The sequence below is a fragment of the Sporolactobacillus sp. CQH2019 genome (genome assembly GCF_028765345.1).
Lineage (GTDB): Bacteria > Bacillota > Bacilli > Bacillales > Sporolactobacillaceae > Sporolactobacillus.
In genome coordinates, this window is the sequence record NZ_JARAJZ010000019.1 from 49,177 (window position 1) to 55,690 (window position 6,514).

Sequence of the window (6,514 nt, forward strand, 5' to 3'; positions counted from 1 at the left end):
CTGTTAAAAAGTATTTCCTGCTTTTAATTTCGCATCTTTTTCTCCGATTTCCTCAATTTCTTCCAGAGTATGTCCGCGCGTTTCGGGGACACGTGTCCGGATAAATAAAACGCCGAGTAAGCAAATCACACCGAAAATCGCAAAAACCGCTTCCTGAGACATCGTCGCAGTCATGATTGGAAACAGCAGCCCGACTAAGAAAGAGCCGATCCAGTTAAAGGATGAAGCGAGTCCCGACGCACGTCCGCGAATAACCAGCGGGAAAATTTCACCGACGATCACCCAAGTCAGAGGAGCCCATGTGAATGAATAAAATGCGACATAGATGCACAGGAAAACAACGATCATCATCGGATTTGCATGCGGGACGATTAAATTTATAATGGCCGGTAAAATGAAAGACAGGCCCATAACCGTTCCGGCCATGGTTAACAAGGCACGGCGATTGAACTTATCGGCAATAACCAGGAACAGCAATGAACCGAGTACAAGGATAACTCCCTGAATAATTGGCCACATCAGCTCTGAACTGGCCGCCTGTCCGGTTGCTTTTTGGACAATCAAAGGGATGTAATAAAAGATTGCGTTAGCGCCCTGGAATTGCTGAAAGGCCGCTACGCCTACTCCGGCAATGACTAAATAACGGTATTTAGGACTGAATAATGTACCCCATGATGCCTTTTGATTGGCCTTCTTTTCTTCACTGGCCGTTTCTTGAATCTGCTTGACTTCAGAATCAATGGTCTCTTTTTTAGAGCGAAGATAGCCTAACACTTTGCGTGCCTCATCGATTTTATTGTTCTTTATTAAAAAGCGCGGGGATTCAGGCAGCCGCAGTACGCCGAAAAATAAAATCAATGCAGGTACGGCTGCCAGACTAAGCATTAACCGCCAGGCGATTGTTTCCGGCAGATTTTTCAATAAAAAGTCGACAATGTACGAAAGCAGCATTCCGGAAACGATCATTGTCTGGTTAATGCCCGATAAACGGCCGCGCAAACGTGCAGGCGCCATTTCCGACATATAGGCGGGAACCAGCGCAGAAGCTGCACCGACAGCCAGGCCCAGTAAAATACGGACACCGATCAAATAATACTGCCCGTCATTAGGGGCTATTCCTGATAAAATGGATCCAACTGTAAAAACCAGAGCCGAGATTAAAATCATTTTGCGCCGTCCTAAACGGTCGGAAAGTTGTCCGGCCAGGGCGCCTCCGAAAATGGCACCGAACATTACTGCAGAGGTAATCCAGCCAATTACGCCGGCACTGTTCTGAAGGTTCCAATCATGTTCGAGAAATGGTAAAGCCCCGGTCATCACGCCAATGTCATAACCAAAAAGAATGCCGCCGAAAGCGCCGAAAAAATAAATGAAGGCGCTCGGTATTTTCTTTTCATCAGCCATTAAGATTTCCTCCTTAGATTTTAAAAATTAAATCATATAAAAATCCTTTTCTAAAGGCATTGATAACTTTTTGCCACCCTCCTTTTGTTCATCATTCACATCGGATCAGATAATAAAAGCGCTTCCAATCAGCAATTACATGCTAGCATATTTATACTAATAAATCAACAATAAATATATTTATTCGTATAAATGATCATTTGCACAAAAAATTTTTAAGTCAGTTATTCGGATCGGCAGTAGCATATTTGAATAGTAATGGGTCGTCGGCTTTTAATTGGCAGCTGAAAATGCGAACGGTTTTTTTGCTGGCCGAAGAAGAGTCAGCAGGCATTGCAGCGCACTAATCTTTTATGGACGGGATTTCCGGTCCGCGGGTAAGGACTCCCGGCAGGAAAGCAGCTATTATTTATGCATATAAATATAATTTTTGTTGACTTATACGGACAATTGATATAGTATTCTTTTTGTAAGCGGTTAATCAGTGGAGGTGAACAGGCATAAGAACAGACGGGTGACGTTATTTTGAATCCTTGCCGCCCCGGGCCGTTCCTGCGGGCTTATCAAACGGCCATTTTTTCGGCTGTTAAGGATGATACGGTGATACGGATGGGGTGATTGCGGGTGATGGACAAATATCGCCGGGCTTTTTGCTTTGGCCAGCGGGCCCGGCGGAGAAATTTTCATCGGGACGGCTGATCCGGAATTGTATGAAAAGTTTAAAAAAACGCGGCTGCTTTGAAATAAAGCATGAATGATGCGATGAAGGTTGAAAATCCTGATGAATCAATCAACATCAAAGGACTGATCGAATGATGTTAGAAGCATTGAAAAAAGAAGTTTATGAAGCGAACATGCTGCTGCCCAAATATAATCTGGTCACCTTTACTTGGGGGAACGTGAGCGGAATCGACCGTGAAAAAAAATTATTTGTTATTAAGCCGAGCGGTGTCGATTATGACAAACTGTCGCCGGAAAAGATGGTCGTTGTCGATCTGGACGGGAATGTCGTGGAAGGCGACCTGAACCCGTCAAGCGATACGCCGACACATCGTGTGCTCTATAATCATTTCCCCAACATTAACGGAATTGTTCATACGCATTCTCCCTGGGCCGTTTCATTTGCTCAGGCAGGTCTTGATATTCCGGCAGCAGGGACGACCCATGCCGATACGTTTTACGGGCCGGTTCCGGTTTCGAGAACCATGAAAGAAGAGGAAGTCGTTACCGAGTATGAAAAACAGACCGGGGATGTCATTGTCGAAACCTTTGAGAAACGTCAGATTGATCCGGATCAGGTCCCGGCTGTGCTGGTCAATGACCATGGGCCGTTTACCTGGGGAAAATCCGCTGCCGAGGCCGTGCACAATGCGGTCGTTCTGGAAGAGGTCGCTAAGATGACCTATCATTCGCTGCAGCTGAATCCGCATCAGATTGACATGGATCGCTATCTTCTTGACAAACATTTCCTGAGAAAGCATGGCAAAAACGCTTACTATGGTCAGATAAATCATAGATAAATTTTTATAGGGAGGTCGTTTAAATGTTAAAGACAAATGATTATGAATTCTGGTTTGTGGTCGGCAGCCAGCATTTGTACGGCAAAGAAGCATTGGACGTAGTTAAAGCAGATACGGTGAAAATTATTGATGAGCTGAATAAGAACGGCCATCTGCCTTATCCAATCGTTTTTAAAACAGTGGCGACAACCGCCGACAGCATCACTCAGGTTATGAAAGAAGTGAACTATCAGGACAAGGTCGCCGGTGTGATAACCTGGATGCACACCTTCTCACCGGCGAAAAACTGGATCAGGGGAACCAAACTGCTGCAGAAACCGCTGCTGCACCTGGCGACGCAATTTTTAAACACGATTCCGTGGAAGACGATTGATATGGATTATATGAACCTGAACCAGAGTGCCCACGGCGACCGGGAATACGGATTTATCAATGCACGCCTGAGGAAAAACAACAAAATTGTGGTCGGGCACTGGAAAGATAAGCGCGTTCAGAATCAGATCAGCAAGTGGATGGATGTCGCGGTCGCCTATAATGAAAGCTTTAATATCAAAGTGGCCCGCTTTGGCGACAACATGCGCAATGTCGCCGTTACTGAGGGAGACAAGATCGAAGCGCAGATTCAATTAGGCTGGACAGTCGACTATTATGGCATCGGCGACCTGGTTGCCGAGATGAAAAAAGTGACCGACGCGGAAATTGACAGAACTTATAAAGAATGCCAGGGAAAATATGAATTCGTTGTCGGCGACAATGATCCGCAGTTTTTCGAAGATCATGTGAAAGAACAGATCAGAGAAGAAATTGCACTGAGAAAGTTCCTGGAACGGGGCGGCTACAGCGCGTTTACCACCAACTTCGAAGATCTGTGGGGCATGAAACAATTACCGGGAATGGCGGTTCAGAGGCTCAATGAAGAAGGATACGGATTTGCCGGAGAAGGCGACTGGAAGACAGCGGCTCTGGATCGGCTGATTAAGATTCTGGCACACAATAAGGGCACCGGGTTCATGGAGGACTATACTTACGACCTGGTCGAAGGCCATGAAGAAATTCTTGGTTCACACATGCTGGAAGTCGATCCGACTCTGGCACAGTCGAAGCCGAGAGTGGAAGTCCATCCGCTTGGCATCGGTGATAAAGAGGATCCGGCAAGACTTGTCTTTGACGGATCGGAAGGCGACGCCATTGATCTGACCATTTCCGACTTCGGCGACCATCATCGACTGGTTATGTACGAAGTCCAGGGAAAGAAACCTGAAGAAGCGGCGCCCCATCTTCCGGTTGCCCGTCAGATCTGGACTCCGAAAGCCGGATTCTACGAAGGCGTGCATCAGTGGATTGAAAATGGCGGCGGCCACCATACCGTGTTCACTTTAAATGTAACTGCCGATCAGATTGAAGACTTTGCCAAGCTGGCAGATCTTGAATTTATTAATATTAAATAATTGCTGATTAACATCAAAGGAGGACTCTGCATGGACGATGGCTCCTTCAGCTGGGTTGACTCCATGAACGGTCCGGTCCGTGCCGGATTCGGCATTTGAGGATCCGGAAAGCATTGGCAGAGAGCAGCTGATCCTGGGTTCAGCAGCCTATGTCTGACCGGTCAAGTGGAATGGATCGGAAAAAGAGATAAAAGCCTGTCCGGATTCTCATCCGGCTTGAATGCTCCGCAGATGCCAGTCTTTGATAATGCTAAGAAGCAGTGATGTTTAAATTCCGTTGAACGAAAAATAGTTCGGCGGAATTTAAGCGTATCTTTTTATGATCGAAAGGGGCGTTCTATGTCTGATCAGTTGGAGAATATGCTGGCGGGAAGATTGTATCATCAGACAGAGGATTTATTGAAAATTAGATTCCAAGCGCGCGATCTCTTATATGAGTACAATCATTGCCGGCCGCGCGATATGGAAAAGAGAACGCGGATTATTAAAAAATTGTTCGGCAAAACAGGGGAAAAGTTTTTCGTTGAAATTCCCTTTCATTGCGATTATGGATTTAATGTTGAAATCGGCGAGAACTTTTTCTGCAACAATAACTGCACTTTATTGGATGCCAACAGAATCATCATTGGCGACAATGTTCTGCTGGCACCGAATGTTGGAATCTATACAGCCGGGCACTGTATCGATCCTGAATTGAGATTGAATAAACAGGAATATACCGCTCTGGTCGTTATCGGCAACAATGTCTGGATCGGTGCGAATGCGTCTGTTCTGCCGGGAGTGACGATCGGCGATCATGCGGTGATCGGAGCCGGAAGTGTTGTGACTAGAGACATACCTGACAATTGTGTCGCGGTCGGCAATCCCTGCCGTGTGATCCGTCAGGTGAGTGAGCATGATAAGAAATATTATTTTAAAGATAAAGAAGTGCCAGGGCATTTGGTGATGGATTATAAAAAGGAGCGATCAACAGATGAGCCATTTAAATGTTAAGGTGAAGATTTATGCGGATGGGGCCGTCATTAGCGATATGCTGGCTGCTTACCGGACCGGTTTTGTCTCCGGATTCACAACCAACCCGAGTTTAATGAAGAAAGCGGGCGTGACGGACTATGTCGCGTTTGCCGCGAAAGTGGTCCGGGCGATCCCGGATCTCCCGCTTTCCTTCGAAGTGTTCGCCGACGACTTCGCGACGATGGAGAAAGAAGCGGAAAAAATCCATGCACTGGGGAAAAACGTCTTCATCAAAATCCCGATTACGAATACGAAGGGCGAATCGTCCGTGCCGCTGATTCAGAAGCTGGAGGACCAAGGCTATTCGCTCAACGTCACGGCGATCTTCACGACGAAACAGGTGGAAGAGACGGTCGCGGCGCTCAATCCGGACGTTGAAAATATTGTCTCCGTCTTTGCCGGGCGGATCGCCGACTCGGGGGCGGACCCGATTCCTTATATGAAGAAAGCCGTCGGGATCTGCCGGACGAAAAAGGGAGCGAAGCTGCTTTGGGCCAGCACCCGGGAAGTGTTCAACGTCTATGAGGCCGACCGGCTCGGGGTGGACATCATCACCTGCCCGCCCGCCGTCATTGAAAAGCTGAAGAAGGTCGGCAAGACGCCGGAGCAGTTATCGCTGGACACGGTGATCGGCTTTAACCGGGACATTCAGAAATTAGGCTTCTCCATTTTAACGGAATGAACGCCCGCCGAATGGGCCGGTAAAACGGGCTACGGGACGTGAACTTCGTTTTTGCACGATAAACGGTCATGATGGATGGACAGGCCGTTTGTCGGAAAGGGTCCATCCGACGACTGATGGACGACTGTTTAAAGGAGATGCAGATGTATGACCACACAGATTGAACAATTATCGATTGATACGATTCGCACGCTGTCGATCGACGCGATCGAGAAAGCAAACTCCGGCCATCCGGGGCTGCCGATGGGGGCGGCGCCGATGGCCTATACCCTTTGGGCGAAAGAGATGAACCATAATCCGGCCCATCCGGACTGGTTCGACCGCGACCGCTTCGTCCTGTCGGCGGGCCACGGCTCGATGCTGCTCTACAGCCTGCTGCACCTGTTCGGCTACGGGCTGCCGCTTGAGGAACTGAAGCAGTTCCGCCAGTGGGGCAGCCGGACGCC

General features: G+C 47.9%; 6 protein-coding genes. 5 read left to right on the top strand and 1 reads right to left on the bottom strand.

The annotated features are described in order from the left end of the window. Positions 1–3 precede the first annotated feature (3 nt). Entirely contained in the window at positions 4–1,404 is a 1,401-nt protein-coding gene (locus OYT88_RS19230) for a sugar porter family MFS transporter (RefSeq protein ID WP_274401985.1), read from the bottom strand. A gap of 815 nt (positions 1,405–2,219) precedes the next feature. Between OYT88_RS19230 and araD the strand changes: the two genes are divergently transcribed. The 5 genes from araD to OYT88_RS19255 all read left to right on the top strand — a co-directional run. After that, complete coding sequence (gene araD / locus OYT88_RS19235) at positions 2,220–2,924, top strand: L-ribulose-5-phosphate 4-epimerase (RefSeq protein WP_274401986.1); 705 nt, start codon at positions 2,220–2,222, stop codon at positions 2,922–2,924. Between the two features lie 23 nt (positions 2,925–2,947). After that, complete coding sequence (araA, locus tag OYT88_RS19240) at positions 2,948–4,372, top strand: L-arabinose isomerase (RefSeq protein WP_274401987.1); 1,425 nt, start codon at positions 2,948–2,950, stop codon at positions 4,370–4,372. A 339-nt stretch (positions 4,373–4,711) separates the two neighbouring features. Further along, the gene (locus tag OYT88_RS19245; RefSeq protein ID WP_274401988.1) at positions 4,712–5,365 is read left to right on the top strand and encodes a sugar O-acetyltransferase; all 654 of its coding nucleotides are present in this window, start codon (positions 4,712–4,714) and stop codon (positions 5,363–5,365) included. After that, positions 5,346–6,068 (top strand): transaldolase, encoded by a 723-nt coding sequence (locus OYT88_RS19250; RefSeq protein WP_274401989.1) that lies wholly within the window; start codon positions 5,346–5,348, stop codon positions 6,066–6,068. The genes OYT88_RS19245 and OYT88_RS19250 overlap by 20 nt, the downstream gene beginning before the upstream one ends. Positions 6,069–6,215: 147 nt before the next feature. Further along, positions 6,216–6,514, top strand: a 299-nt coding sequence (locus OYT88_RS19255; RefSeq protein ID WP_527194302.1) for a thiamine pyrophosphate-binding protein, incomplete at its 3' end; no start/stop codon positions are given.